At 71.0% G+C, this 26,108-nt stretch carries 23 protein-coding genes and 1 tRNA gene; 11 read left to right on the top strand and 13 right to left on the bottom strand.

Annotation, left to right across the window (positions count from 1 at the left end):
- Positions 1–22: 22 nt before the first annotated feature.
- The 3 genes from JOE59_RS11365 to JOE59_RS11355 form a co-directional block, all read right to left on the bottom strand.
- Positions 23–1,666: a DNA repair helicase XPB gene (locus JOE59_RS11365; protein WP_204460594.1), complete on the bottom strand. Its 1,644-nt coding sequence runs from the start codon at positions 1,664–1,666 to the stop codon at positions 23–25.
- 131 nt (positions 1,667–1,797) lie between these two features.
- Positions 1,798–3,660: a helicase-associated domain-containing protein gene (locus tag JOE59_RS11360; protein ID WP_204460591.1), complete on the bottom strand. Its 1,863-nt coding sequence runs from the start codon at positions 3,658–3,660 to the stop codon at positions 1,798–1,800.
- A 9-nt stretch (positions 3,661–3,669) separates the two neighbouring features.
- A complete protein-coding gene (locus tag JOE59_RS11355) occupies positions 3,670–3,942 on the bottom strand; it encodes a multidrug ABC transporter ATPase (RefSeq protein ID WP_179552400.1) in 273 nt (90 codons plus the stop codon).
- A 109-nt stretch (positions 3,943–4,051) separates the two neighbouring features.
- Here JOE59_RS11355 and JOE59_RS11350 point away from each other — a divergent pair, with 109 nt between their 5' ends.
- The gene (locus JOE59_RS11350) at positions 4,052–4,432 is read left to right on the top strand and encodes a cold-shock protein (RefSeq protein WP_056656630.1); all 381 of its coding nucleotides are present in this window, start codon (positions 4,052–4,054) and stop codon (positions 4,430–4,432) included.
- The gene (locus JOE59_RS11345; protein WP_204460589.1) at positions 4,425–5,198 is read left to right on the top strand and encodes a DUF3027 domain-containing protein; all 774 of its coding nucleotides are present in this window, start codon (positions 4,425–4,427) and stop codon (positions 5,196–5,198) included. Before JOE59_RS11350 ends, JOE59_RS11345 begins: the two co-directional genes overlap by 8 nt.
- On the opposite strand, the gene JOE59_RS11340 is transcribed toward JOE59_RS11345, so the two are convergent.
- Together JOE59_RS11340 and serC are read right to left on the bottom strand one after the other, a co-directional pair.
- Complete coding sequence (locus JOE59_RS11340; RefSeq protein ID WP_204460587.1) at positions 5,171–5,437, bottom strand: DUF2530 domain-containing protein; 267 nt, start codon at positions 5,435–5,437, stop codon at positions 5,171–5,173. The genes JOE59_RS11345 and JOE59_RS11340 overlap by 28 nt on opposite strands.
- 5 nt (positions 5,438–5,442) lie before the next feature.
- Positions 5,443–6,558, bottom strand: a complete 1,116-nt coding sequence (gene serC / locus JOE59_RS11335; RefSeq protein ID WP_204460584.1) for a phosphoserine transaminase — start codon at positions 6,556–6,558, stop codon at positions 5,443–5,445.
- A 70-nt stretch (positions 6,559–6,628) separates the two neighbouring features.
- Here serC and JOE59_RS11330 point away from each other — a divergent pair, with 70 nt between their 5' ends.
- The 5 genes from JOE59_RS11330 (at position 6,629) to JOE59_RS11310 (ending at position 11,521) form a co-directional block, all read left to right on the top strand.
- Complete coding sequence (locus JOE59_RS11330) at positions 6,629–7,321, top strand: iron-dependent transcriptional repressor DtxR (RefSeq protein WP_204460582.1); 693 nt, start codon at positions 6,629–6,631, stop codon at positions 7,319–7,321.
- 204 nt (positions 7,322–7,525) lie between these two features.
- Positions 7,526–8,383 carry a C40 family peptidase gene (locus tag JOE59_RS11325; protein ID WP_239560215.1) on the top strand — a complete coding sequence of 286 codons (858 nt, stop codon included), beginning with the start codon at positions 7,526–7,528 and terminating at the stop codon, positions 8,381–8,383.
- Between the two features lie 363 nt (positions 8,384–8,746).
- A complete protein-coding gene (locus JOE59_RS11320) occupies positions 8,747–9,244 on the top strand; it encodes an HNH endonuclease (protein ID WP_204460580.1) in 498 nt (165 codons plus the stop codon).
- Between the two features lie 114 nt (positions 9,245–9,358).
- The gene (locus JOE59_RS11315) at positions 9,359–10,468 is read left to right on the top strand and encodes a DUF998 domain-containing protein (protein ID WP_204460578.1); all 1,110 of its coding nucleotides are present in this window, start codon (positions 9,359–9,361) and stop codon (positions 10,466–10,468) included.
- 219 nt (positions 10,469–10,687) lie between these two features.
- Complete coding sequence (locus tag JOE59_RS11310) at positions 10,688–11,521, top strand: CHAP domain-containing protein (RefSeq protein WP_204460576.1); 834 nt, start codon at positions 10,688–10,690, stop codon at positions 11,519–11,521.
- A gap of 82 nt (positions 11,522–11,603) precedes the next feature.
- Here the strand turns inward: JOE59_RS11310 and JOE59_RS11305 are convergent, their stop codons facing one another.
- The gene (locus JOE59_RS11305; RefSeq protein WP_204460574.1) at positions 11,604–12,644 is read right to left on the bottom strand and encodes a lactonase family protein; all 1,041 of its coding nucleotides are present in this window, start codon (positions 12,642–12,644) and stop codon (positions 11,604–11,606) included.
- Between the two features lie 91 nt (positions 12,645–12,735).
- Here JOE59_RS11305 and JOE59_RS11300 point away from each other — a divergent pair.
- Positions 12,736–12,810, top strand: a tRNA-Arg gene (locus tag JOE59_RS11300).
- Between the two features lie 7 nt (positions 12,811–12,817).
- Here the strand turns inward: JOE59_RS11300 and JOE59_RS11295 are convergent.
- The 3 genes from JOE59_RS11295 to JOE59_RS11285 all read right to left on the bottom strand — a co-directional run bounded on the left by JOE59_RS11295 (position 12,818) and on the right by JOE59_RS11285 (position 17,889).
- Entirely contained in the window at positions 12,818–16,204 is a 3,387-nt protein-coding gene (locus JOE59_RS11295; protein ID WP_204460572.1) for a DEAD/DEAH box helicase, read from the bottom strand.
- Between the two features lie 60 nt (positions 16,205–16,264).
- Positions 16,265–17,311 carry an ATP-dependent DNA ligase gene (locus JOE59_RS11290; RefSeq protein WP_239560213.1) on the bottom strand — a complete coding sequence of 349 codons (1,047 nt, stop codon included), beginning with the start codon at positions 17,309–17,311 and terminating at the stop codon, positions 16,265–16,267.
- Positions 17,312–17,373: 62 nt separating this feature from the next.
- Positions 17,374–17,889 (bottom strand): Lrp/AsnC family transcriptional regulator, encoded by a 516-nt coding sequence (locus JOE59_RS11285; RefSeq protein WP_204460569.1) that lies wholly within the window; start codon positions 17,887–17,889, stop codon positions 17,374–17,376.
- Positions 17,890–18,034: 145 nt separating this feature from the next.
- Between JOE59_RS11285 and ald the strand changes: the two genes are divergently transcribed.
- Positions 18,035–19,132: an alanine dehydrogenase gene (gene ald, locus JOE59_RS11280; protein ID WP_204460567.1), complete on the top strand. Its 1,098-nt coding sequence runs from the start codon at positions 18,035–18,037 to the stop codon at positions 19,130–19,132.
- A gap of 66 nt (positions 19,133–19,198) precedes the next feature.
- Here ald and JOE59_RS11275 read toward each other — a convergent pair whose 3' ends face one another.
- From JOE59_RS11275 to JOE59_RS11265, 3 genes are read right to left on the bottom strand one after another with little or no spacing between them, the layout of a single operon-like run.
- Complete coding sequence (locus JOE59_RS11275; protein WP_204460564.1) at positions 19,199–19,492, bottom strand: metal-sensitive transcriptional regulator; 294 nt, start codon at positions 19,490–19,492, stop codon at positions 19,199–19,201.
- Complete coding sequence (locus tag JOE59_RS11270; RefSeq protein WP_204460562.1) at positions 19,489–19,797, bottom strand: rhodanese-like domain-containing protein; 309 nt, start codon at positions 19,795–19,797, stop codon at positions 19,489–19,491. The genes JOE59_RS11275 and JOE59_RS11270 overlap by 4 nt, the downstream gene beginning before the upstream one ends.
- Before the next feature lie 46 nt (positions 19,798–19,843).
- Positions 19,844–21,493, bottom strand: a complete 1,650-nt coding sequence (locus JOE59_RS11265) for an FAD-dependent oxidoreductase (protein ID WP_307837133.1) — start codon at positions 21,491–21,493, stop codon at positions 19,844–19,846.
- A 180-nt stretch (positions 21,494–21,673) separates the two neighbouring features.
- On the opposite strand from JOE59_RS11265, the gene JOE59_RS11260 reads away from it, so the two are divergent.
- Both JOE59_RS11260 and JOE59_RS11255 read left to right on the top strand, forming a co-directional pair.
- Positions 21,674–25,447: an AAA family ATPase gene (locus JOE59_RS11260; protein WP_374191125.1), complete on the top strand. Its 3,774-nt coding sequence runs from the start codon at positions 21,674–21,676 to the stop codon at positions 25,445–25,447.
- Positions 25,444–25,656, top strand: coding sequence for a hypothetical protein (locus JOE59_RS11255; RefSeq protein WP_204460560.1), 213 nt, complete (start codon positions 25,444–25,446; stop codon positions 25,654–25,656). Before JOE59_RS11260 ends, JOE59_RS11255 begins: the two co-directional genes overlap by 4 nt.
- Here JOE59_RS11255 and mscL read toward each other — a convergent pair whose 3' ends face one another.
- Positions 25,657–26,070 carry a large conductance mechanosensitive channel protein MscL gene (gene mscL, locus JOE59_RS11250; RefSeq protein WP_204460558.1) on the bottom strand — a complete coding sequence of 138 codons (414 nt, stop codon included), beginning with the start codon at positions 26,068–26,070 and terminating at the stop codon, positions 25,657–25,659.
- Between the last annotated feature and the right edge of the window lie 38 nt (positions 26,071–26,108).

The raw sequence follows: 26,108 nt of genomic DNA, 5'->3' as shown, positions 1-26,108 counted from the left end.
ACGTGTTCGAATCAGCCGAGCGTCAGGCGGCTTCGAGCGAGTGCGCGTCGAGGATCGTGTAGCTGTAGCCCTGCTCGGCGAGGAACCGCTGGCGGTTCTGCGCGAAGTCCTGGTCGACGGTGTCGCGCGAGACGAGCGTGTAGAAGTTCGCGCTGAGTCCCGACTCGTTCGGCCGAAGCAGCCGGCCGAGCCGCTGCGCCTCCTCCTGGCGCGAACCGAACGAGCCCGACACCTGGATCGCCACGGTCGCCTCGGGCAGGTCGACCGAGAAGTTCGCGACCTTCGAGACGACGAGCACGGGGGTGCGGCCGTCGCGGAACTCCTGGAACAGCCGTTCGCGCTCGTCGACCGGTGTCGAGCCGGTCAGCTGCGGGGCGCCGAGCGCCGCCGCGAGCTCGTCGATCTGGTCGAGGTACTGGCCGATCACGAGGATGCGCTCGCCGGCATGCTTGGCCACGAGCTCCTTGACGACGCCGAGCTTGGCCGGCGCGGTCGCCGCGAGGCGGTAGCGCTCGTCGTCGGCGGAGGCCGCGTACGTCAGCCGCTCGGACTGCGGCAGGTCGATGCGTACCTCGTAGCAGGCCGCGGGGGAGATGAAGCCCTGGGCCTCGATCTCCTTCCACGGGGCGTCGAAGCGCTTCGGGCCGATCAGGCTGAAGACGTCGCCCTCGCGGCCGTCCTCGCGCACGAGGGTCGCGGTGAGGCCGAGGCGGCGTCGCGCCTGCAGCTCGGCGGTGAGCTTGAACACCGGCGCCGGCAGCAGGTGCACCTCGTCGTAGACCACGAGGCCCCAGTCGAGCGCGTCGAGCAGGGCGAGGTGGGCGTACTCGCCCTTCCGCTTCGCGGTGAGGATCTGGTAGGTCGCGATCGTGACCGGCTTGACCTCCTTCACCTGCCCCGAGTACTCGCCGATCTCGTCGGCGGTGAGGGTCGTGCGACGCAGCAGCTCGTCGCGCCACTGGCGGGCCGAGACCGTGTTCGTCACGAGGATCAGCGTCGTGGTCTTCGCCGTCGCCATCGCCCCGGCCCCGACGAGGGTCTTGCCGGCGCCGCAGGGCAGCACGACGACGCCCGAGCCGCCGTCGAAGAAGTTGTCGATCGCCTGCTGCTGATAGCCGCGCAGGTGCCAGCCCGCCTCTTCGAGGTCGATCTGGTGCGGCGTGCCCGGCGTGTACCCGGCGAGGTCTTCTGCGGGCCAGCCGAGTTTCACGAGCTCCTGCTTGAGGGCGCCGCGCGCCCATGCCTCGACGAGGAAGCTCCGGTCGTCGAGGCGCTCGGTGAGCAGCGGCGCGATGCGCTTGGCCGAGGCGACCTCGGTCAGCACGGCGATGTCGTCGCTGTGCAGGCGCAGCGCGCCGTCGTCGGTGCGGTCGACGACGAGGCGTCCGTAGCGGCCGACGGTCTCGCGCATGTCGACGGCGACGGTCTGCGGCACCGGGAACTTGGCGTAGCGCTCGAGCGTCGAGAGCATGTCGTCGGCGTCGTGACCGGCGGCTCGCGCGTTCCAGAGGCCCAGCCGGGTGATGCGGTAGGTGTGCATGTGCTCGGGGGCCCGTTCGAGCTCGGCGAACACCGCGAGGTCGTGGCGCGCGTCTTCGGCGAGCGGGTGCGCGACCTCGAGGAGGACGGTTCGGTCGCTCTGCACGATGAGTGGGCCGTCTGACATAGCGGTCGAGTCTACGCCCGGTTCATGGGAGGTCGGCCGTGCGGCACCGGATCGGAGATCTGCACTCGATCGGATGCCTCGGGCGGATCCGGTCCGGAACCGTGCTGATCTCCGAGCGGGCGACGGGAGCGTCAGGCGCCGGCCGGTGCCGGAGACACGGCCGCGATCGCCGACAACGGCAGCGTGCGCTCGATGTCGGCCTTGCGGTCGCGCGCACGGAGCCGCCCGTTGGCGACGCTCGCCGGCGCCAGCAGATAGTCGGCGGTGTCGCCGCCCGGCATGCGCACGGTGACCGTGAGCGTCTCCTTCGAGCGGGCGGCGGCCTCGAGCTGGCGGGCCAGCCAAGCCTGCTCGCTCGCCCCGGCTTCCCCCTCGGCGAGCACGACGTCGAGGAGCGCCTCGATCGGGTCGGGCTTCGACACCGGCTCGGGAACCGTCGCCAGATGGTGGCGGCTCAGCCGGATGATCTCGCCCGCGGCGTCTTCCGCGGCGACCGGGTATCGCGCGTCGGCGAGCGCCCAGAACACGACCTCGGGCGGGAACCGCGAGAGCAGCCGGTGCGGGCCCGCCTGGCGCAGGCCGATCGAGACGAGCGACTGGTCGACGGCGAGGGTGCGCACGAGCTGCTCGTCGTCGGAACGCACGCTCGCCCGCGCCGGGGCATCCGCCGGATCTGCGAGCGAGACCCTGAGCGACCCGAATCGCGCCGCGGCCTCGGCGACGAGGTACGACAGTGGCTGCGGGATGCCGGTGAGCGAGAGCCCGCCGAGGAACTCGAGGATCGACTCGGCCGTCTCGCCGGCGGCGAGACCGCGATTGACGGATGCCGCGCTGACGCGATACGTCGAGGCGAGGTCGCGGCCCTCGACATCGGCGAAGCCGCGCAGGCGGGCGTCGAGCGCCGGCTCGAGCGGGCCGGGGGAGACGATCGAGAGGTCGTGCTGCAGGTAGACCTGCTCGACCTGGGCGGGGAAGTGCGCCGCCAGTCGCTCGGAGGCCCGGTCGAGCTCCCCGGCGAGCACGAGCAGCGCCGTCGGTGCGGGCTCGCCCGCCACCGCGAGACCGAGCGCTTCGGCCTCGCCGATGAGCCGTTCGAGCCCCTCGTCGATCCAGCGTCCGCCTGCGGGGTAGAACCAGCGCACGTCTTCGCCGAGCGTGCTCGCCGTGAGCGACTCGCTGCGACGTGCGACGAGTTCGCGGAGCGCCTCGGGGATGCGGGCGCGCCAGCACTCGGCGAGGTGCCGCCACCGGCCGGCCGTCGTCTCGAGCGACCACTCGGCGCCGCGGTCGGACTCGAGCCAGAATGCGCCGTCGCGCACGACGAGACCGGCTTCGTCGGCTCGGTGGAAGAGGCGGGGCAGTGCGTCGAGGGCGATGCCGCTGGCCTCGGCGAGGCGCTTCGAGTCGGGAAGTGCGAGACCGCCCTTGGCGAGTTCGCGGGCCGGCTGCGTTCCGAGCGCGGCCAGCACCTCGGCCGTGGCGGCGACTGTCGCGTAGGCCGTCTCCGCGGCGCGGCGGTCGATGAGCGTGCGGTCGACGTCTCCGCCGGAGACGAGCACCGGCGGTGCCGGCGTCGCGAGCTCGGCCACGGTGGGCAGTTCGGCGCCGAGGCGCGGAGCCACCCGTGCGATGACGGCGGCGGGCACGTGCACGCGGTCGTCGATGCGCACCAGCAGCATCAGGCCGCTCAGTTCGTCGAGCAGTTCACCCGTGGAGTCGGACAGTTCAGCGGATGCCGCATGCCCCACGAGCTCGGCACGTACCCGTTCGACCGTGGTGTCGCCTTCTGCGACCAGTTCGACGGCCTCGGCGAGCACGGCGAGGTGGCGGCGATCGAGCCGGCCGACCGCGTGGTCGATCGAGTCGGGTGCGAGCACCGCCTCGGCGAGGTCGAAGAGGTCACGCACCCCGGACGGCTCGAACTCGCGCGAGTGCAGTGCTGCTGCGAGGGAGTCTCGCGACAGCCCGCGGAGTCGTGCGGCGAGCTCGAGCATCGTCCCCGATCAGCTCGATCCGGATCGCGCGGCTCGGCCCCGCCGGACGCCGTTGACGATGAGCAGGACGATGAGGAGCACGAAGGCGATCGGCAGCCCGAACCAGGGCAGCATCGTGACGACCGCCCAGACGCCTGAGCTCATCTCATCGACGGCGACGCCGGAGATGGTGCCGATCATCACGGCGAAGAAGCAGATGATGGACAGGCCGACGATGGCGGCGAACATGTACGCCAGGACGCGCTCGGCGCGATTGTCGGTGATGGGGCCGGAATCGCTCACCATCCCAGAATAGGCCAGGCGGCCGGTTCACGGGTGTCCCGAGCAATAGACTGGGCAGTGGACGGCGCTGTGGTTCAGCGCGCCTGCAGACATGAGCGAGGTTCATACGATGCCCACCGGCAAGGTCAAGTTCTACGACGAGGAAAAGGGATTCGGCTTCATCAGCTCCGATGACGGCCAGGAGGTCTTCCTCCACGCATCCGCACTTCCCGCCGGCGCGACCGTGAAGGCGGGCAGCCGACTCGAATTCGGCGTCGCCGAGGGCAAGCGCGGCGCACAGGCGCTGTCGGTGCGCGTGCTCGACACTCCGGTGAGCCTCACCAAGATCAACCGCAAGCCCGCCGACGACATGGCGATCATCGTCGAAGACGTCGTGAAGGTGCTCGACGGCATCGGCGCAGACCTCCGTCGTGGCCGCTACCCCGAGAAGTCGAAGGCACGCACCGTCGCGGCGGTGCTGCGCAAGGTGGCAGACGATCTCGATGCCTGAGGCGACGGAACCCGAGCAGGCTGTGGCCGAGAGCGCCGAGAGCGCCGAGGTCGCCGAGGTCGCCGAGGTCGCCGAGAGCGCCGAGGTCGTCGTGGCCGACGAGGTGCTCCTGTCGTCGGTGGATCTCGCCCGACGCGCACTGCTCGAGGTCACCGCTCCCGAGACGGTCGGATCGGTTGTCGGGCACCTCGTCGAGGGGGAGCATGTGCTGACCCTCCTCTTCGCCTCCGACCTCCGCGGGTACCCGGGCTGGCACTGGAGCGTCACGCTGTCGCGGTTCGACGGCAACGCGGAGCCGACGGTGCTCGAGACCGAGCTCATGCCCGGCGAGTCCGCGCTGCTCGCACCCGACTGGGTGCCGTGGTCGGAGCGGCTGGCCGACTACCGAGCGGCTCAGGAGGCGATCGCGGCCGACGGCGGCGAAGCCGACGACGAGCACGACGATGACGACGTCGACGACGAGCTCGACCACGACGATGACGACGTCGACGACGAGTTCGACGGGATCGACATCGATGCGCTCGGCGCGGCCGACGACGCGGACGCAACCGATGACGAAGAGTCCGACGACGAAGAGTCCGATGACGACGAGTCCGATGACGACGAGTCCGACGACGATGAGTCCGATGACGATTCAGACGACGACGACGACGAGGACTCAGACGACGACGAGGACTCAGACGACGACGAGGACTCAGACGACGACGCTGACTCCGACGACGACGCGGACTCCGATGATCAGTCGGCCGAGCGCTCCGACGACTGATCGGCCCGTCGCCGGATCACCTGCACGACCGCGAGGCCGATGAGGCCGATCACGATGCCGGTGATCGCGGCGCCGACGAACCATCCGAGGCCCGCCGATTCGAGCGGCCCCCGGAACACGAGGCAGGCCACGAGCACGACGACCCAGCCGAGCGTGCCCGCGACCACGGCCTTGCGGCCGTCGGCCCGCGCGGGGGCCGGGTCGGGGCGCCGTTCGTCGTCGCTGAGCCAGAGCCGCATCGGGATCAGCCGATCTGCGAGAGCACGTAGTCGATCGAGGCCGTGAGCGCCCGCACGTCGTCGGGTTCGATCGCGGTGAAGGTGGCCACGCGCAGCTGGTTGCGGCCGAGCTTGCGGTACGGCTCGGTGTCGACGATGCCGTTCTCGCGGAGCACCGAGGCGAGCGCCGCGGCATCCGTCGACTCGTCGAAGTCGATCGTGACGACCACCTGCGAGCGGTGCGCGGGGTCGGCGACGAACGGGGTCGCGATCGAGGTGCGCTCGGCCCAGTCGTAGAGCACCGACGACGATTCACGGGTGCGGGCGTCGGCCCAGGCGAGACCGCCCGAGGCGTTCATCCACTCGAGCTGGTTCTCGAGCAGCAGCAGGGTCGCGAGGGCCGGAGTGTTCAGCGTCTGGTTCAGGCGCGAGTTGTCGACCGCGTTCTTCAGCGACAGGAACTCGGGGATGTACCGGCCGCTCGCCGCGACGCGCTCGACGCGCTCGATCGCGGCGGGGGAGAGCAGCGCGAACCAGATGCCGCCGTCGGAGGCGAAGTTCTTCTGCGGCGCGAAGTAGTAGACGTCGAACTGCTGCGGATCGACCATGATGCCGCCGGCAGCGCTCGTGGCGTCGATGACCGTGAGCGCGCCTTCGTCGCCCGCCACCCGGCTGACCGGGGCCATCACGCCCGTCGAGGTCTCGTTCTGCGGCCAGGCGTAGACGTCGACGCCCGCGAGCGCGGCGGGCTCGGCCCGGGAGCCGGCGTCGGCCTTGCGCACATCGGGAGCCTGGAGCCACGGGGCTGCTGCGGCGGCGGCGAACTTCGCGCCGAACTCGCCGAAGGAGGCGAGCTGCGCGCGCTCCTCGATCAGGCCGAAGGCCGCGGCATCCCAGAACGCGGTCGAACCGCCGTTGCCGAGCACGACCTCGTAGCCGTCAGGCATGTCGAAGAGGTCGGAGAGACCCGTGCGCACCCGGCCGACGAGCTGCTTGACCGGGGCCTGCCGGTGCGAGGTGCCGAGGATCGACGGACCGACCGCCGCGAGGTGGGCGAGCTGCTCGGGGCGAACCTTGGACGGTCCGCAGCCGAAGCGTCCGTCGGCGGGCAGCAGGTCAGTGGGAATCACGATGCTCGGCATGCGACGAGTCTAGCGAGCGGGCGCCGCCCGGTAGGCTGGACGACGGGCTGTGACAACGGGAGGACGACGCGTGACCGACCTGATCGACACGACGGAGATGTATCTCCGCACGATCCTCGATCTCGAGGAGGAGAACATCGTGCCGCTGCGCGCACGCATCTCCGAACGCCTCGGGCATTCCGGCCCCACCGTCTCGCAGACGGTCGCCCGCATGGAACGCGACGGCCTCGTCGTCGTCTCCGGCGACCGCCACCTCGAGCTGACCTCCGAGGGTCGTTCGAAGGCCGTGCACGTCATGCGCAAGCACCGACTCGCCGAACGGCTGCTCTCCGACGTCATCGGCCTCGAATGGGAGTTCGTGCACGACGAGGCATGCCGCTGGGAGCACGTGATGAGCGAGCAGGTCGAGCGCCGCCTCATCGAGATCCTCGGCGGTCCCCGCGAATCGCCCTACGGCAACCCGATCCCCGGGCTCGAGGAGCTCGGGCTCCCGCCCGCCGACGCGTTCATGGACGGCGTCGTCAACGTCGTCGAGGCCGTCGAGGCGAGCGACGAGCCGGTGCGCGGCGTCCTGCGCCGCCTGGGCGAGCCCGTGCAGTTCGATCCCGAGCTCCTCGCCCAGATGCGGCAGGCCGGGGTCATGCCGGGTGCCGTGGCGACGTTCAGCCGCGCGGGCGGCTACGTGCTCGTCGTCGTCGACGGCGTCGAGGGCGGCCTCGAGCTGCCCAGTGAAGTGGCCGGGCACCTCTTCATCGCCAAATAGCCTGATCAGCGCCACGCCGTGACCAGAATGTGACATTCGGGGACTCCTCGCGTAGTCTCATTCGAGTCCGCCGGCGAGAAGCCAGTCGGAGGACCAGGGTCGAGACGCCTCCCAAGCCCACCGCTCGATCAAGTACCCGTAGGCGCCCTCGTGCGCATCCGGTGGGGTGACATCCGATGTCGTGGGGCGACGGAGGTACACATTTTGGCTCGATTCTCACGGCGGCGGCTCTCCAGGAACCCCGCCCGCGGGGCTGCGACGAAGGCGATCATCGCCGCGAAAGCACCCGCTTCCCCCACTTCCCCCCAGCCGGATGCCGCAGCACGCGTCGCGACGAAGTTGCCGTCGACGCGACGACTGCGCCGTGGCCCGGTCGCGAACGTGCTCGTCATGGCGGTCTCGGCCGGCATCGTCGGCACCCTCGCGATCCCCGCATACGCGTTCGCACCGGGTTCGGCCGGCCCGCAGTTCGGCGAGACCGACGTGACGAAGCTCACCAAGGCGCAGGCGCAGTCGGTCGAGGTGACCGACGACGTGATCGCCGCCCCGGTGACGAAAGACAGCTACGACGCCGTCACGGGCGCCGAGATCGCAGCGGCGGCCGAGGCCGCGGCTGCGGCTGAGGCGGCGAGGATCGCGGCCGAAGAGGCGATGACGTCCTACGCTGCGTCGTACTCGGGCCCGTCGGTCGGCGACTTCCTCGCCAACCCGCCCTACCCGAACTTCGACCTCGCGAGCGTCTACGACGTCGCGACGTCGTACATCGGCGTCCCCTACGTCTACGGCGGCGCCACGCCCGCCGGGTTCGACTGCTCGGGCTTCGTGATGTACGTGTACGCGCAGTTCGGCGTCAGCATGCCGCACTCCTCGGCCGGCCAGGGCGACATGGGCACCCGGATCTCCGAGGCCGATGCGCAGCCGGGTGACCTCGTCATCATGCCCGGACACGACGGGTTCTACGCCGGCAACGGCATGATCCTGCACGCTCCGTACGAGGGCGCATCCGTTCGCGTGCAGCCCATCTGGACGAGCGACTACTACATCGTGCGCATCGGCATCTGACCGATGAACATCGCGTGACACCACGCGTGAATGGCGCGCCGGACATTCCCGGCGCGCCATTCGTGTTCTAACCTGAGACCCTGACGATCCGAGAAACCGGGCAGGGGAAGCCGATGGTGAAGTCGTGCAGCATCCATTCCACGGATGCGCGCGCGCTCTTCGACCAACGGCGCAGTAGTCGAACGAGCACGAACCGGGCCGAGGCCGCGACGGGCACTGTCATCATGACGGTGCCCGTTCTCTGTTTTCAGGGGTCCTCGAGCCGCGGTCGTCCGACGTTGCCCGCCACCGTCCGACGCCTTCTCGGGCCGCCGTTCCGTTCACGCGGCTGGAAGCCATCCAGCACCGATCGAAAGGCATTCCATGCGCACACTCGTGCTCAACGCGGGCTATGAGCCCCTCGCCGTCGTCTCCTTCAAGCGCGCGCTGCTCCTCGTCATGAATCACAAGGCGACGGTCATCCAGCACGAGGTCGGCAACCCGGTCTGCGCGGCGAGCGGATCATGGCAGCGGCCGAGCGTCATCCTCCTCACCCGGTACGTCCGTGCTCCACGAGCGAATCAGGCGCCGGTGAGCCGTCGCGGGGTGCTCCGTCGCGACGACCATGCGTGCGCCTACTGCGGCCGGCCGGCAGCCACGATCGACCACGTGCTTCCCCGCTCGCGCGGCGGGCGGGACACCTGGGAGAACCTGGTCGCCTGCTGCCTTCGCTGCAACAACACGAAGAGCGATCGCACGCCCGCCGAGATGGGCTGGGAGCTGCGGTTCACGCCGGGTCGCCCGAACGGACGCAACTGGGTGGCGCGGGGATTCGAGCGCCCGCTGCCGCAGTGGGACGAGTACCTCCTGACGGCGGCCTGACCACGCGCCACGGCACGCCGGACGCGATTCCTTCCCTCCGGGGCACGGCGGGTCTACGCTGCCGATCGGGAGCACATTTCGGCTCCGCTGGTGCGGCAGTGCAGGAGGACCGGAATGTCTGATTCGTCAACCCTCACACGAGTGATCCGGCATCCCGCGCGGAGCGCGGAGGCCAAGGAGTCGTCGGCCCTTCTGGTCGGGGCGGCCGCCCTCGTGATCGGCACGCTGATCGGTCTGTTCGTCTTCTGGGAGCGCGATGTGCCCATCTCCGGCCGCGGCTCGGTCGGCATCTACGCGGCCGTCGGAGGTGCCATCGCCGCGATCGTCGCGTTCGTGTTCGGCTGCATGCTGCGGCGGTCGCGCGCCCGTGCTGTTCCGGGGTATCGGCAGCGCCTCCACTGGTTCGACGTCGCCGCACTGGCCTTGGCGCTCGGTGTGATCGCGCTCCTCGGTTGGACCGGCCTCGCGTCGTTGTTGAGCGAGAGCTTCGTCGGTGCTCTCGTCTACGGCATCCCTGCGGCGATCCTCGGCGGCGTGGCGATGGCGATCGCCGCGTACATGTCGTACCTCTCGGCCGTGAACCTCACCCCGATGCTGCTGTCACTCGTGCTCGCGATGTTCCTCGCCGTCGGTGCGCTCGCGAGCATGCTGAGCGCGACCGACCCGCTCTGGTGGCAGAAGAACCTCAGCACGCTCGGCATCAGCGACGACATCTCCGCCCTGGCGTTCAACCTCACGCTCATCATCGCCGGCGTGATGGTGACGACCATCGCGCACTATGCGACCGCGTTCCTCCCGACGGACAGCGTCACCGAGCGGCGAGGCCGCAATCTCGTGCGCCTCGGGCTCATCGTGATCGGGATCCTGCTCGCCTGCGTCGGCATCTTCCCGGTCGACGAGTACCTCGGCATGCACAACCTCTCGGCCACGGGCATGGCCATCGTGTACGTCGCGATGGTGGTGAGCCTGCCCGCGTTGCTTCCGTCGATGCCGAAGGTGTTCGTCCTGCTCGGGTACGTCTACGTCGGCGTCATCGTGATCCTCGCCGCCTTCTTCATCAGCGGGTACTACAACCTCACCGCGGTCGAACTCATCGTCGCCGTGCTGGTCTTCAGCTGGGTCATCGTCTTCCTGCGCAACACCGGTGCGGTCGAGCAAGGTGCCGGCGACGAGGCGCGCCTCGATGACGAACTGGCCGTGACAAAGGTACGAGCTGTGCCCTAAGGTGATACGAGTCCGGCGGCCCGTGAGGTCGTCGACACCCGAGAAGCCACTCCGTTCCCGGGCTGCACTGCGGCCTCGGAACGGTGCCCGGAGGTCCCACTGTTGAACGCCGACGAGACGAACGACGCACCGGAGCGCCCGCGCTCCGCACGTCGATCGGCCGACCGAGGCCGCGCGCCGCGAAGCACCTCCTCAGCTCGGCGACGCTCCAAGCGGGCAGTGGGCAGAGCGGATGCCGCGGCACCCGTCGCCGCATCGCCGGTGACCGCCGGTCGCGACGATGTCGCCGCCGCCGTGGCCAAGGCCCAGCGACCGACCACGCGTCGCAACGGCCCGGCACGAGTCTTCGCGACGATGCTCGTCGTGCCGGCGATCGTCGGCACCGTGGCGCTGCCGGCCTACGCGTTCATGCCCGGCGGTGAGTCGTACGAGGCATCCGGCACCTTCAGCCTCTCGAGGGCGGAGGCGCAAGACGTCGAGGTCTCCTCGCTCGCGAGCGGCGCTCCGCTGTCGACCGAGGGCTACACCGTCGTGACGAAGGCCGAGATCGAGGCTGCGCGCATCGAGCAGGAGGAGAAGGACGCGGCGGCGTGGGCCGCGAACCTCGCCTCGCGCGGTTCGGGCAGCTATGCGATCTACACGGTCAAGGCCGAGGGAGACGACTACCCCTGGTGGGACCAGACGCCCGACGACTACGGCGGAGGCCTGTCACCGCTGCGGTACTACTACCGCGAATGCGTCGACTTCGTGGCCTGGCGCCTGAACCGCGACGCCGGTGTCACGAGCGCCCCGTGGAAGTGGGACTGGGCGAACCTCGCCTCCGGCAGCGCGTACGCGTGGGCCGACGAATGGGCGAGCAAGGGCTGGCCGACCTCGAGCGAGCCGGTCGTCGGAGCGGTCGCCTGGTTCCCGTACAACCACGTGGCGTACGTGCAGTCGATCAACGACGACGGCAGCGTGAACATCGAGGAGTACAACCAGAACTCCGACCACTCCTATCACCGGCGCACCATCCCGGCGGGCGAGGCGCTGTACCTCTACCCGCCCGGCTAGCTCGCGCATCGGCGGAGCCCGCGAGGGACCGCCACGGGCACCCGCCCGTCGATCGACAGCCCCGCGGGGGCCGTCTCGAGACCTACATCCGCGCCAGGCACGCCGGCGCCGGCGTCTCGACGACCCCGACGACGCCCGTCGGCACGCCGACCCCGTCGAGCGCGACCACGGTGATGGAGTCCGAGCCCTGATCGGCGACGAGCGCGAAGCGCTCATCATGCGTCAGTTCCAGGTCACGCGGATGCCGCCCGCCCGTCACGACCGTCGCCACGAGTTCGAGCGTGCGGGCCTCCGCGTCGAAGCGGAGGGCGCGCAACGCGTCGGCGTCCCGGTCGCCGATGAGCACGATGCCGCCGCGCGTCAGGCGGATCGCCGAGCAGCCGAGTCCGAGCGGCTCGACGTCGTCGCCGATCGAGCACCACGCCACCTCGCGTCCTTCGGCGAGGTCGATGACGCTCGCCGTCCGGTCGAGCTCGTTCGCGGTGATGGCCAGGTCGCCGGCGATGACGAGGTGCCTGGGGCCTGCGCCGGCATGCACGACGATGTCGCGCTCCTCGTCGTGCCCGAGCGCTTCGGGGAGCGCGTCGAGCGCGAGCACGCGCACCCGGTCGGATCCGAGGTCGGGCACGAGCAGCTGGTCGCGAGCGGTGTCGACGACCGCCTGGTGGGGGTGCGACGCCTCCTGGCGTTCCCGGTTCGGGCCCGAACCGGTGAAGTCCGCACTCAGGGCGACGTCGGCCGGGGCATCCGGAGCCGCGTGGTGCACCGAGACCCGTGCACCCGAGTAGTTCGCCGCGAAGAACAGGCCGCCCGCCTCGTCGAAGGCGAGGTGGCAGGGGTCGGCTGCCCCGGTCGCGCCGGACAGGCCGAAGCTCGAGAGGCCGTCGCCCTCGAAGGTCCACGTCGAGACTCGGCCCTCGGCGAGCTCGTGCACGATGCCGAGCACGCCCGTGGCGTGGGAGATCGCGAGGAACATGGGGTTCGGGCCCACGTCGACGGGTTCGCCGAGCGTCGCGGAGCCGTCGGCAGTGATGTCGAGCGAGCGGATGCCGCGCGCCGGCGCACCGATCGCACCGAGCGTCGACGCGCCCACCCAGAACCTCGTGCTCGTCGACTCGTCCATGCCGCCCCGTTCTGCGGCAGCGCCGCGATTCGCCGGCGCTCGCGCGCCGCAGAACACGCTACCGCGCGGCGGGTAGACTCTGATGCGGCCAGCCTCTGTAGCTCAATGGAAGAGCAACTCCGTCCTAAGGAGCAGGTTGGGGGTTCGAGTCCCTCCAGGGGCACCAACAGGTGTCATCCGCCGAGCAGGCCCCTGATGTCGTCGGCGGTGAGGGTCTCGCTGAAGAGCTCCCCGTCGTCCATGAGCGACGAGACGAGCTTCGCCTTGCGGGCCTTCAGCGCCATCACCTTCTCTTCGATCGTGCCCTCGGCGACCATGCGGTAGACGTTCACCGGCTTCGACTGGCCGATGCGGTGCGCCCGGTCGACGGCCTGCGCCTCGCTCGCCGGGTTCCACCACGGGTCGAGCAGGAACACGTAGTCGGCCTCGGTGAGGTTCAGGCCGAAGCCGCCGGCCTTGAGGCTGATCAGGAACACGGGCGCGTCGCCGTCGCGGAACTTCGCGATGACGTCGGCACGCTTGGTCGTCGCGCCGTCGAGGTACGCGTACGGCACGCCTGCCGCCTCGAGTCGGGCGGCGGCGATCTGCAGGAACGAGGTGAACTGGCTGAAGACGAGCGCCCGGTGCCCCTCGGCGACGACCTCGTCGAGCTGATCGAACAGGGCGTCGAGCTTCGCCGACGGCACGTCCGCGTACTGCTCGGAGTCGATGAGTGCGGCGTGCAGGCTCAGCATGCGGAGCAGGGTGAGCGAGCGGAACACCGTGAACCGGTTGCGGTCGAGGTCGTCGATGAGGCCGAGCAGCTTCTGGCGTTCGAGCTGCAGGAATGCGTCGTAGACACGCTGGTGCTCGGGATCGAGCTGCACCGTCAGCACCTGCTCCTGCTTCGGCGGCAGCTCGGGGGCGACGACGTCCTTCGTGCGGCGCAGCATGAACGGGCGGATGCGCCGGCGCAGCGTCGCGAGGCGCTCGGCGTTGTGGTCGTTCTCGATCGGCCGGGCGAAGCGCTCGGCGAATCCGCGCGCAGAGGGGAAGAGCCCTGGCGCGACGATCTTCAGCAGCGCCCAGAGCTCCATCAGGTTGTTCTCGACCGGCGTGCCGGTGACGGCCAGGCGGAACGGCGCACGGATGTCGCGTGCGGCCGCATTCGCCTTCGACGAGTGGTTCTTCACGAACTGCGCCTCGTCGAGCACGAGCCCGGCCCAGTCGAGGCCGGCGAACTCGGGAGCGTCGAGACGCAGGATCGCGTAGCTCGTCACGACGATGTCGGCGCGCGCCGCGACATCCGCGAGCCGTGTGCCGCTGGCCGCCCTCGTGGCGGTCACCGTCTCGACCCGCAGGCCGGGCACGAAGCGCGTTGACTCCGCCGCCCAGTTCGAGACGACCGACGTGGGTGCCACGACGAGGAACGGGCGTCGCTCGCCCTCGGCCGCGGTCTCGTAGGCGTGCGCGATGAGCGCGAGGGTCTGGGCGGTCTTGCCGAGGCCCATGTCATCGGCGAGGATGCCGCCGAGCCCGTGCCGGTGCAGGAACGCGAGCCACCGGAATCCGGCGAGCTGATACGGCCGCAGCTCCATCGCGAGCCCGGCGGGCGGGGCGATCTCCTCGACGCCGTCGGCCGCGCGCAGCCCGGCCACGGTGTCGCGCCAGGCCACGGCGGTCTCCGACTGGTCGGCGAGGTCTTCGAACTCCGCCCAGAGGCTCGTCTGGTAGCGGCTGATGGTCAGGCCGGCCTCCCACTCGCGGAGCGATCCGGCCTCCTCGATGAGTTCGCGCAGCGGGTCGAAGACGGGCTGCTTCAGCGACAGGTAGCTGCCGTCGACGAGGAGGAGTTTCGCCCGCCCCTTCGCGAGCGCGCTGAACAACGGCCCGAACGGCACCTTCTTGCCCTCGACCGTGACGACGACGCCGAGGTCGAACCAGTCGGTTCGATCGCTCTCCACGGTGGTGACCGTGAGCGTCGGGGCTTCGACGAGCTCGCGGTACGCGGGCGGGTCTCCGATGACATCCATCCGCAGCCGCTCGAGTTCCTGCAGCCGCGGCACCAGCCTGGCCGTGAACTCGGCGCTCGCGAGCCCGCGCAGCTCCGCCTCGGGGCGCAGGCGCGGCTCGGTGCCTGGCGTGACGGTCGGCAGACCGGCCGGGTCGTCGGCGAGCAGCGCGGCAGCGGATGTCGCGACCAGCCGCTCCCGTTCGGGATCGTGGAACTCGGCGTCGGGGGCGTCGAGCGCGAACCGCCGCCCGCCGTCGGCCTCCCACTGCCATTCGAGCCGCACGACATGGTTGGGCTCGTGGTGCATCGTCGCCACGAGGGTCGCGGGCGGCAACTCGGGCAGTGCGAAGCTGCCGTCGCCGCTCGCGAGGCGCAGCGATCGTGCCAGCGGCGCGTACTGCTCCTCGACGAACGTCGCGACCTCGGCGGCGGGCACGACGATCGGCGTGCGCCGCCGCACGGCCGCGCGGCCGGAGGCGGTGAGCGGCGCGGCGAGCGGCGCGAGGGTGATCGTGCCCTCCGCGAAGTCGAACGCGTAGACACCGTGGTCGCCGATGAGTCGCACGAGCTCGGTCGGGTAGCTGCGGCCGCCGACGGTGACGGACGGGGTGAGCACGAGGTCGGCGTCGGACTCGGGGGCGGGTGCAGGGTCGGCATCCGGTGCGTGTCCGGGCGCGGCAGGTGTGTGCCGGGCGTCGAGCCCGATCACTGCGGGCCGTGCGACGTCGATCACCGTGCGCGCCGTGCCGCCGACGAGTGCGATGCCGAGCCGCGGCGCCGCGTCGAGCAGCGCCCACAGCGTGCGGCTCTCGTACTCGTCGAGCGAGATCCACGCGGAGCCGTACTCGGCGAACGCGGAGTGCCTGGTGCCCTTCAGCAGCGAGAACTCGGCGAACCATCGCGCCTGCGCCGGGTCGAAGCCGCCCGCGCGGCCCTGGAAGCCGACGTTCTGCCACGTCAGGCTGCCCTTGATCCATCCGCCGCGCGTGCCGCGGGTCACCGGGCGCACGGCGAGACGGTCGACGGATGCCGCGGACGACGCGGGTTCGTCTCGAGCCGTCTGGCGGGCGCTCGCCTTTCGGGAGACCCGCTCGCGCAGCTCGAACTGGAGCGCGAGCGGCTGGCGGATCGCCGAGTCTTCCGGCCCGTCGGAACCGTGCGCGGTGCCGGCGAGCACCGCCAGCTCTCCGCGCCATCCGGTCGCCGCCGCGCTCGCCGCGTCGCGGTTCTCGAAGTCGGCGGCATCGGCCTGTTCCTGCCTGTTGCGGGCGGCCGAGGCGATCAGGGTCGCCGCGACGTGCTTGCAGTTGCGCCCGACCGGGCACGTGCAGGCTCCGGCGAGGATCGTCGCCCGCCCCGGCATGCCGAGGTCGAGCTTCACGGTCGAACGGTACGGCTCGGGTGCGGTGCCCTGCACCTCGGCGCTCAGCCGGAAGTGGGCGGGATCCCAGTTCAAGGAGACGACCGCTCCGGCGCGTTCGGCCGTGCGGCCGCGGCTCAGGTTCAGCGGACCGACGAACCTCGCGATCGCGAGCTCCTCCACGAACGGGTACGTGTCGACGGGCATCCTTCAATCGTCGCACCCCGCGAGCACCCGAATGCACACGAGCCTCCGGAGCGGGTCACCTCAGCCGAGCACGTCGTCGAGGTCGTAGGCGACCGGCCGCTCGATCTGCTCGAAGGTGCACGAGCGCGGTTCGCGGTCGGGCCGCCACCGTTCGAACTGAGCAGTGTGCCGGAACCGATCGCCCTCGAGCTGGTCGTAGCGCACTTCGGCGACGAGCTCCGGACGCAGCTGCACGAACGACACGTCTCGGCCCGATGAGAAGCGACTGCGCTCCGTCTCACCGGTGACCGCCGAACCGTCGTCGCCCCGCACGACGTAGGGCGCGAGCTCGTCGATGAGCTCGAGGCGCCGGGCGTTCGAGAACGCCGACATGCCGCCGACGTTGCGCAGGCGGCCCTCGTCGTCGTAGAGGCCGAGCAGGATCGAGCCGACGCCGCTGCCGGAAGCGTGGATGCGGTAGCCGAGCGCGACCACGTCGGCGGTGCGGTGGTGCTTCGCCTTCAGCATCACGCGCTTGCCGGGGGAGTAGGGCGCCGCGAGCGGCTTGGCCACGACGCCGTCGAGCCCGGCGCCCTCGAACTCCTGGAGCCAGCGCCGGGCGAGCGCGACATCCGTCGTGATGCGGGTGAGCCGGATCGGGTCGCCGATCCCGCCGACGAGTCGCTCGAGCGCGGCACGTCGCTCGGAGAACGGCCGGTCGAGCATCGAGACGTCGTCGGCTTCGATCAGGTCGAACGCCACGAACATCGCGGGGGTCTCGCGCGCGAGCAGCTCGACGCGGCTCGCCGCCGGGTGGATGCGCTGCGAGAGCGCCTCCCAGTCGAGGCGCGCCTGGCCGGTGCGGGCCGTCGAGATGACGATCTCGCCGTCGAGCACGCAGGGCACGGGTAGGAGGCGCGTGAAGGCCTCGACGAGCTCGGGGAAGTAGCGGGTGAGCGGTTTCGCCCCGCGGCTGCCGATCTCGACGTCTTCACCGTCGAACGACACGATGCCGCGGAAGCCGTCCCACTTCGGCTCGTAGGCGAGGCCGCCGGCGACCGAGTCGGGGTCGGGCACACCGGGCACGGCCTTGGCGAGCATGGGGGCGACGATCTCATTGGGCGCCATGCCGACAACGATAGAACCGGATGCCCCCGGCTGGCGAGAGCGGGCGGCTGAGAGCCGGCCGCTCAGATCACCGCGCGAAGCCCCGCCGACAGTGCGGTGTGGTGCTCGAAGACGAGGTTCGTCTCGGTGAGGGCGACCGCCGGATTCGCCGAGAGGTTCTTCAGCACGAACTGCCGGACGTGGTCGCTGTCGCGGACGCGCACATGGATCAGGAAGTCCTCGGAGCCGCCGAGGAAGAACAGCTGGGCGACCTCGGGCTGGGTGCGCAGCTCGTCGGAGATCTGCTCCATGAGGTGGCGGGCGCCCGGCCGGATGCGCACGCTCACGAGCGCCTGGAGGTGGTAGCCGAGCGCCGCCGGATCGATCTCCGCGGTGTAGCGCACGATGACGCCGCGTTCGCGCAGGGAACGCACCCGGGCGAGGCAGGTCGACGGCGAGATGCCGGCGGCGCGCGCGAGGTCGACGTTGGGGATGCGCGCGTTCTCATGGAGGCGGGCGATGATCTGGCGATCGATCGCGTCGAGCACGACGGGCGTGGGCTCGACGCCGGGTGCGCTGATCTGCGGTGCGTCGGGCATCGAGACATCCTTGATTCGAATGAGTGAAGCGGATATCGCGATCCTACCGAATTCTGTACGGGGGATCTGTCGGAACGGCGAACAAGCGGCGAGAATGATGCCAGTCGTCACTACGACATTCGGACCACAGCAACGGAGCAACCCCATGCGCATCGGCGTGCCTGCAGAGATCAAGAACAACGAGTTCCGCGTCGCGATGACGCCCGCGGGCGTCGACGCGCTCGTCGGACGCGGCCACCACGTCGCCATCCAGGCGGGCGCGGGCAACGGAGCCGGCTACCTCGACACCGAGTACGCCGAGGCCGGCGCGACGATCGTCGCGACCGCAGCCGAGGCCTGGTCGGCCGAGCTCGTGCTGAAGGTCAAGGAGCCGATCGCCGCCGAGTACGGCTTCCTCCGCGACGACCTGACGCTCTTCACCTACCTCCACCTCGCGGCCGACCTGCCGCTGACCCGCGCGATCCTCGACTCGGGCGTCACGGCGATCGCCTACGAGACGGTGCAGCTCGCCGACCGCTCGCTGCCGCTCCTCACCCCGATGAGCGAGGTCGCCGGCCGCCTCGCCCCGCAGGTGGGCGCCGCCGAACTGCTCGCCTCGAAGGGCGGCCGCGGCGTGCTGCTCGCGGGCGTGCCGGGCACCTCTCCGGCCAAGGTCGTCGTCATCGGCGGCGGTGTCGCCGGCGAGCAGGCCGCGGCGACCGCGCTCGGCCTCGGCGCCGACGTCACGGTGTTCGACATCTCGCTGCCGAAGCTGCGCGAGATCGACGCGCGCTACGACCACCGCATCCACACCCTGGCCTCCTCGCCCTACGAGATCGCCCGCCAGCTGAAGGACGCCGACCTCGTCGTCGGCGCCGTGCTGGTGCCGGGAGCCGCAGCGCCGAAGGTCGTCAGCGACGCGATGGTCGCCGCGATGAAGCCCGGCTCCGTGCTCGTCGACATCGCGATCGACCAGGGCGGATGCTTCGAGGGCTCGCGCGCGACGACCCACGCCGAGCCGACGTTCCGCGTGCACGACGCCATCTACTACTGCGTCGCCAACATGCCCGGTGCCGTGCCCGCGACGTCGACGCCCGCGCTGACCAACGCGACGCTGCCCTACACGCTGAAGATCGCCGACCTCGGCTGGGAGGCCGCGCTCGCCGCGGACCCCGCGCTCGCCAAGGGCCTGAACGCGACCGCCGGCAAGCTCACGAACGAGGGCGTCGCCGCGGCGCACGGCCTCGAACTCGCCTCGATCTGATCGAAGCGGGCGGCGGCGGCGTCCCACTCGGGTGCCGCCGCCGCCGGCTCGGCCGCCACGGCCGGCTCAGGAGAGCGTGAGGAAGAGCTTCTCGAGTTCGTCGACGCTGAGGCGCTCCGAGGCATCCGTCGCCTGCGACTCGTCGGGTTCTGCCAGGCATTCGCGCATCGCGGTCGAGATGACCGCGAAGCCGGCCTTGTCGAGCGCGCTCGACACGGCGGAGAGCTGGGTGACGACTGTGCGGCAGTCGGCGCCCGACTCCACGGCGTCGATGACCGCGTTCAGCTGGCCGCGCGCGCGCTTCAGCCGATTGGCGATGCGGCGCTGCGCCTCGGCCTTGGTCGACGTCGCGGTCGTCATGACGCACCGCCGAGCGTGACCGGCAGGCCCGCCCGGTGCCAGGCCACGATGCCGCCGTCGATGTTGACCGCGTCGATGCCGCGGCTCTCGAGGTACTGCGCAGCCTGGGCGCTTCGGCCGCCCGCGTGGCAGAGCACGTACACGGTGGTGTCGCTCGGCACCTCGGTCACCCGTTCGACGAGCTCGCCGAGGGGGATGTCGAGGGTGCCCTCGATGCGGGCCTGGGCGAGTTCGCCCGGCTCGCGCACATCGAGGATGACGGCGTCGGCGACCGCGTGGACGTCGTTCGGGGTGGTGGATCGCATCTGGGCTCCTGTTCGAGTGGGTCGGGGTGTGGTCGGCGGACGGCCGCTAGGCCGCCAGCGGCAGTTCGGCGAGCGACCTGGCGCGTCGGCCGTCCCGCCAGGTGAGGTAGCCGCCGTCGAGGTTCACGACGTCGTGGCCGAGCTCGGCGAGCAGGCGCGCGGCGGTGTGGGCTCCCTGCCCGACACGGCAGTGCACGACGATGCGGCGGCCGGAGAACTCGGCGTGCCGCTCGCGCAGTGATTCGACGGGGATCCACAACGCCCCGGGGATCAGTCCCTCGGTGAGCTGCGCCTCGGCGCGCACGTCGAGCAGCACAGCGCCGGTGGCGAGCTCGTCGTCGAGTTCGTGCCACTGGATGACGCGGTCCTCGCCGCTCGCGAGGTTGCGGGCGACGTAGCCGAGCATGTTGATCGGGTCCTTCGCCGAGCCGTACTGCGGGGCGTACGCGAGCTCGAGGTCGGCGAGAGCGGATGCCGCGAGGCCGGCGCTCATCGCCGTCGCGATGACGTCGATGCGCTTGTCGACGCCGTCGGTGCCGACGGCCTGGGCGCCGAGGATCCGATCGTCGACGGCGTCGATCACGAGCTTCATCGAGAGCGGGGCGGCGCCGGGGTAGTACCCGGCGTGCGAGGACGGGTGGGTGTGGACGACCCGCACGTCACGGCCGCGCTCGCGGGCGACGCGTTCGGTCCAGCCGACGCTCGCCGCGGTGAGGCCCGCCGCGTCGACGATCGCGGTGCCGAGGGCGGGCCGCGACGGGGCAGCGTCGCCGGCGATCGTGTCGGCGACAGCTCGGCCGTGCCGGTTCGCGAGTCCGGCGAGGGTGGCGAGCCGACCCGATCCGTCGATGGCGTCGCGCTTCTCGGCCGCGTCGCCGATCGCGAAGATCGAGGCGTCGCTCGTGCGGTGGAAGGCGTCGACGGCGATGCCGCCGCTCGCGCCGATCGCGAGACCGGCGGCGGCCGCGAGGGAGGACTCGGGCGTCACGCCGATCGCCGAGACGACGAGGTCGGCGGGAATCCGGCTGCCGTCCTCGAGCACGACGTGGTCGACGCCGATCGAGGTCGCGTCCTGCCCGAGTCGCACGTCGACGCCGAGGCCCGCGAGATGGTCGGCCACGGGGGCGGCCATCTCCTCGTCGAGCGAGGTCAGCAGGTGGGTGCCGCGCTGCACGAGGGTGACGTCGAGGCCGCGCCGGTAGAGGTTGTCGGCCATCTCCACCCCGATGTACCCGCCGCCGATGACGACGACGGCGCCGTCGTCGGGCACGCGGCCGAGTTCCGCCATGAGCCGGTCGAGGTCGTCGAGGGTGCGGAGCGCATGCACCGGTGCATCCGCCGCGATGCCCGCGGGTCGTCGCGGTGCCGCGCCGGGGGAGAGCACGAGTTCGTCGTAGGCGACCACCGAGGTCGTGTCGTCGTCGAGCCGGTGCACCGTGACGGTCTTCGCGGCCCGGTCGATCGCGACGGCCTCGTGCCGCACCCGGGCATCGATGCGGAATCGGGCGGCGAGACGTTCGGGGCTCTGCAGCGACAGGGCGTCGCGATCGGCGATCACGCCGGACACGTGGTACGGCAGCCCGCAGTTGGCGAAGGACACCTCGCTGCTGCGCTCGAGCACGATGATCTCGCGCTGCTCGTCGAGTCGCCGCAGGCGCGTCGCAGCCGACATGCCGCCGGCGACGCCGCCGACGATGACGGTGGTGCGGGCGCCGTCGCGTGCGGGTGCGGTGGACGTTTCGAATCGCTCGGCAGGACGTCGGGGAGGAACTGAACTCACCCGGGGGACGCTAGCACAATACCCTGGGGGTATCGAAAGAGCCTCGGGCACGGCGATGCTCCGAGAAATCCGCTGGATTCCACGTATGGTGTCGGTGTGCGGCGGCTCGATCGGAATCACGACGAGGAGGACATCCTCGACCCCGAGGTCGATGCTGCCGCCGAGAACCTCACCCCGGAGCACATGCGACACGACATCACGAGCCCCGAAGGATTGAGCCTCGGCGACCCCGACCTCGTCGCAGGCAACGTCGCCGAACCCTCGTGGCGGCGCTGGAACGCCGAACTCGCGGCCGTGGGCGGACGCTCGCCGCTCGCTCGCTTCGTCGACACCCCGCGCACCCGCATCGAGCTCTCGACGACCCACCCCGGCGGCCTGCCCCAGTTCATCACCGGCAAGTCCACCCTGCTCTCGAGCCTCATCCGCGACGAGCTCGCGCTCCGGAACGCCCGCCTCGCCGCAGCCGAGATCACCCAGAAGGGCATCGAGCTGCGCTCCGTGCGCGGCATCGAGTCGGTGCACCTGGCGATCGGCCTCGCCTCCTGGCGCAACGCCGGCGAGGAATTCCTGGCCCCGGTGCTGCTGCGCCCGCTCGCCATCCGTCGCTACGGGCGCGACTTCGAGCTGAAGCTCAAGGGGCAGCCGTTCCTGAACCCCGCGCTCGCGCGCGAACTCCGCGAGCAGTTCCAGATCACGCTCGACGCCGATGCCTTCGTGGCGCTCGCGATCACCAACGGCGTCTTCAAGCCGCAACCGGTCATCGACCGGCTCCGCGGCCTCACGAGTCACCTGCCGTGGTTCCACGTGGCGCCCCGCCTCGTCGTCTCGTCGTTCGCCGAGGTCGGCCCCGAGATGGCAGCGGATGCCGCGAAGCTCGACCACCCCGTCATCGATGCGATCGCCGGCAACCCCGCCGCCCGCGCGACGGTCGTCGCCGCGACCGGCGAACGGGTGCGCGCGGTCTCGCAGGACGTGCGGCCGCCCTCGACCGACACCCTCCTGCTCGACGCCGACCCCGAGCAGGAGCAGGCGATCGCCGAGATCGAGGCGGGCACCTCCGTCGTCGTCAAGACGCTGCCGGGCACCGGCGGCACGCAGACGATCGTGAACGCGCTCGGCGCGCTCGTCGCGAAGGACAAGCGCGTGCTCGTCGTCGGGGCGCGTCGGGCGAGCCTCGACGGCATCGCGCACCGCCTCGGCCAGGTCGGGCTCGGCGGCGCAGCCGTGACGACCGCGGGGCTCCGACGAGAGCTCATCCAGTCGATCTCGCGGAACGAGAAGGCCGAACGGCCGAGGGTCGCCGACGTCGACGACGCCCTCGTGCGCCTCCGCAAGGTGCTGCTCGACTACCGTTCGGCGCTCACCCGCAAAGACCCCGAGCTGCACGTCTCGGTGCTCGACGCGCTCAGCGAGCTCGCGAGCCTCGCGCTCGTGCCGAGCCCGCCGTCGACGACCGCGCGCCTCGACCATGCCGCACTCGTGGCCGTCGCCGACCGTCGCGACGAGATCGCCGGCGACCTCGCCCGCGCCGCCGCGCTCGGCGAATTCCGCTACGGCCCAGGAGATTCGCCCTGGTACGGGGCGTCCTTCACCTCGTCGGAGGAGGCGACCGGTGCGCACGACCTCGCGAAACGCCTCTCCCGCAGCGACCTGCCGCGACTGCTCGACCGGGGCCGCGCCCTCATCGAGCACACGCGGTTGCGCGAGTTCGAGTCGGTCGCCGAGCTCGGCGTCTTCCTGCGCCTGCTCCTCGACGTGCGCGAGACGCTCGATCGCTTCCAGCCGTCGGTCTTCGACCGTCCGCTCGGCGAGCTCATCGCCGCGACCTCCTCGCGCCGCGACTCTCCGGGCATGTCGGGTGCCAACCGTCGGCGCCTGCGGAGGCACGCGCTCGAATTCGTGCGCCCCGGCGTGCACGTCTCCGACCTGAACTCGGCGCTCCGCGGCATCCAGCAGCAGCGCACGCTCTGGCAGCGCTACTCCGACGCCGGTGCGATCCCCGGCGTGCCCGTCGGCATCGACGACGTGCACGTCGCATACCAGCACGTCGTCGCCGATCTTGCGGTACTCGATGCGCCGCTCGGCGTCGTCGGCACGCAGCGCCAGCTCGCATCCCGACCGGTTCGGGAGCTCACCTCGGCACTCGAGGGCCTCGCGGCCGAGTCCGAGGTGCTGACGAACCTGCAGGAGCGCACGGCCGTGCTCGCGCGACTCCGCGACCTCGGGCTCGACCCGCTGCTGCTCGACCTCGCCAAGCGCCACGTGCCCGAGCGGGCGGTCGCGGCCGAACTCGAGCTCGCCTGGTGGCAGTCGGTGCTGGAGTCGGTGCTCGCGAACGAGAAGGCCCTGCTCGGCGCGAACACCTCGGTGCTCGACCGCCTCGAGGGCGACTTCCGCCTCGTCGACGAGGCGCACGCCTCCGCGGCCGGGCCGCTCCTCGCGTGGCGCCTCGCCGAGAACTGGAAGGTCGCGCTCGTCGACCACGCCGACGAGGCCGGGCGACTGAAGCGGATGCTGCGGGGCGACCGGGTGCGACCCGAGGCCCTGCAGGCGGAGACGCCGCATCTCTTCCGAGCACTCGCGCCGGTCTGGCTGGCCTCGCCCTACGACGTCGCCGCGATCGACGACTCGATCGGCTTCGACACGGTGATCCTCGTCGACGCCGGAGCCACGAGCATCGCGGAGAACCTCGGCGCCATCCGTCGGGCGAAGCAGGTGGTCGCGTTCGGCGACCCCGTCACCCAGACCCCCACGCTCTTCGAGACCGGGCTCGACGACGTGGAGCAGACCGGGGTCTCGTCGACCGAGCACGGCGTCGACGCGCTGCACGCCGACTCGGCGCTCGCACGACTCGGCGAACTGCTGCCGACGCTCACACTGACCCGCAGCTACCGCGCCGGCGGCGAGGACCTCGCCGAGCTCGTCAACAACCGGTTCTACGCGGGGCGCATCGCCTCGCTGCCCTGGGCGGGCAGCTTCCTCGGCCATGGCAGCCTCGGCCTGCACTACGTCGCGGGAAACGGCCTGCCCGACACCGTCACCGGCACCGTCGAGTCGATCGACACCGAGGTCGCGAAGGTCGTCGAACTCGTCATGGAGCACGCGGTCAAGCGACCCCGCGAATCGCTCATGGTCATCACTGCGAGCACGAAACACGCGGGCCGGGTGCACCAGGCGGTGCTCGCGGCCTTCGCCAAGCGCACCGACCTCTCGGACTTCATCCTGAAGGACCGCGCCGAGCCGTTCACCGTGCTGACCCTCGAGCAGGCCGTCGCGCAGAGCCGCGACCGGGTGATCTTCTCCGTCGGCTACGGCCGCACCCCGCACGGCCGCCTGCTCTCGAACTTCGGCTCGCTCGGCGAACCCGGCGGCGACCGGCTGCTCGCTGTCGGCATGACTCGGGCGCGACGCTCGATGGACGTCGTGTCGGCGTTCCGGCCCGAAGACATCGACGAGGACCGCCAGAGTCACGGCGTGCTCGCGCTCGCGAACGTGCTCACGCAGACCGAGGAGCGCGCGGCAGGGCCGAGCGCGACCGGCGAGGCCCCCTCGATGCTGCACGACCTGGCCGCACGGCTCCAGCGCCGCGGCATCCGGGTCAGCGTCGGTCATCGAGGTCGACTCGCCCTCGCCGCTGCGAACGCGGGGAAGGCGGTCGTCGTCGAGACCGACGACGCACTCGCCGGGCTCAGCCTGCGCGAGTCGCTGCGGCTGCGCCCCGACGTGCTGCGCCGACTCGGCTGGCACTACCTGCGGGTGCACAGCTTCGAACTCTTCGGCAACCCCGAGGCGGTCGCCTCGCGGGTCGCGTCACTGCTCGGGCGGCCGGATGCCGAGCGAACGGCGGATGCCGCGGCCGAAGGCCGATGACCGAGGAACCGCGTCAGCGCGTCGAACGCGCCGGCGGGCGGGCGCGCCGTGCACGGCTCACGCCCGCGCCCGGTTCGGATCCGTCGCCCGAGACGCCGGTCGACCGGCCGAACGAACCGGCGACGCCCCGCAAGCAGAAGGCCGGCCGCGGGTCATCCGACGACGAACGCCTGACCCGCGACCGGCCTCCACACTGGAAGCAGACCTGATCACTCCCGGTGCGCGCCGGTGCTGCCCCGCTCTGCGAGCAGGTCGCGGATCTGGGCGAGCATGGTGAGCTCGGTCTCGGGCTCTTCGGGGTCGGGCTGGCCAGCCTTGCGCTTGGCCTCGGCCCGCTCCTTGAAGTGATTCATCGGCATGACGAAGACGAAGTAGACCACGGCGGCGACGGCGAGGAACGAGATGACCGAGCCGATGATCGAGCCGTAGGCGAACGTCGCGGTGCCGAGCTGGAAGGTGAGCGAATCGAGGCTTTCGGCCTTGAACAGCAGGCTGATGAGCGGGTTGATGAGCCCTTCGACGATCGCGTTCACGACCGAGGTGAACGCGGCGCCGATGACGACCGCGACCGCGAGGTCGATGACGTTGCCCCGCATGATGAATTCCTTGAAGCCCTTGATCACGGCTCTCCCCCTTGGTCGTCGGCGGATCCGAGTTCGGC

The sequence above is a fragment of the Agromyces cerinus genome, assembly GCF_016907835.1.
GTDB classification, from domain to species: domain Bacteria; phylum Actinomycetota; class Actinomycetes; order Actinomycetales; family Microbacteriaceae; genus Agromyces; species Agromyces nitratus.
This window is presented reverse-complemented; position numbering and strand designations above follow the sequence as displayed.